2 protein-coding genes are annotated in these 955 nt (G+C 34.8%); one reads left to right on the top strand and one right to left on the bottom strand.

Features of this window, described 5'->3' with window-relative positions; translation table 11 throughout:
* Positions 1 to 209: 209 nt before the first annotated feature.
* Positions 210 to 518 carry a hypothetical protein gene (locus CVN76_RS05335; protein WP_100530536.1) on the bottom strand — a complete coding sequence of 103 codons (309 nt, stop codon included), beginning with the start codon at positions 516 to 518 and terminating at the stop codon, positions 210 to 212.
* A gap of 173 nt (positions 519 to 691) precedes the next feature.
* Between CVN76_RS05335 and CVN76_RS05330 the strand changes: the two genes are divergently transcribed.
* Positions 692 to 943 carry a hypothetical protein gene (locus CVN76_RS05330; RefSeq protein ID WP_100530535.1) on the top strand — a complete coding sequence of 84 codons (252 nt, stop codon included), beginning with the start codon at positions 692 to 694 and terminating at the stop codon, positions 941 to 943.
* The last annotated feature ends 12 nt before the right edge of the window (positions 944 to 955 follow it).

Below are 955 nucleotides of genomic sequence, written 5' to 3'. Positions count from 1 at the left end.
GCTCATTACCTTGAACATGAAACTCCAGCACTTCCTTTTTGTCATCCTTTTGCATTTTCTTAAATAGAACGTTCAATGTAGTTTTAGTCATAAATCATTCTCCTTTTTATTTTAATATCATTTTACGCCCCCGTATATACGTTTTACGAGGTCGTAATAAATTTCGCAAGCTTCTACCTTCCAAGAAGCTAAAACACTTCTATGGGCATTTAAATGCGATTCTTATTGTATCTAAAATGATGGAGTTCTTTCATGGCTGCTTTATGTTTGGCCTTTAATTCTGAATGAGCCTTTTTAAGATCCTCGTGAGTTTGAACATGGACCGATAATCTTGCCGCCTTGGAATTTACCACACTGTATTTTTTATTGATTTTCCTAATGGTCTCTGCCTGGCTTTTCACCTTATTGCCCGTTTGGATATAGGAACTTTGAATCTCATCCAGCAAAGGTTTTAACCGTTTTGTTGAAACTGTCTTTTGGCCCTCCACAATCTTCCTTAGTCCGGCTAGTCCTTTCATGAGTTGGCTCCTTCCTGGTTTATTCGTACTGTGCCGCACTATTTTTGTAACTTTTTGTAACATGATAAGAATATACATTCAAACTTTCTGATGTTATAGTTAGAAAAAGTAAGGATATTTGGGTCCTACCCGACTGTTATTAGTCACTTCCCATTTATGGAAAGGAGACTGAAATGACAATCGAGCATGTGAAAAATTTCCTTTCAACATTGTGTGATTTTCGCGAAGTAGATATTACCCATACATTTACTTCAAATGGAATTCGAATTTTAAAATTAAGATCCTTAACTATTAATTCCCAACAAATTTTTCAATTAACTTATCCAGATAGGGATATAGTAGATACTTTTAGCGATATAGCTGAAGCTGCACAAGTGATTACAAACCTTATTTCTAAAGATACTCATATTCATACTCCTGTTTAGGAGTATTTTTTT

This window comes from Bacillus sp. mrc49 (assembly GCF_002803435.1).
Note: the sequence above shows the minus strand (reverse complement) of the source record. Positions and strands in the feature narration are given on the sequence as shown.

Coding starts and splice junctions, on each gene's coding strand:
- CVN76_RS05335 (WP_100530536.1), bottom strand. CDS start 518: ATGAAAGGACTAGCCGGACTAAGGAAGATTGTGGAGGGCCAAAAGACA.
- CVN76_RS05330 (WP_100530535.1), top strand. CDS start 692: ATGACAATCGAGCATGTGAAAAATTTCCTTTCAACATTGTGTGATTTT.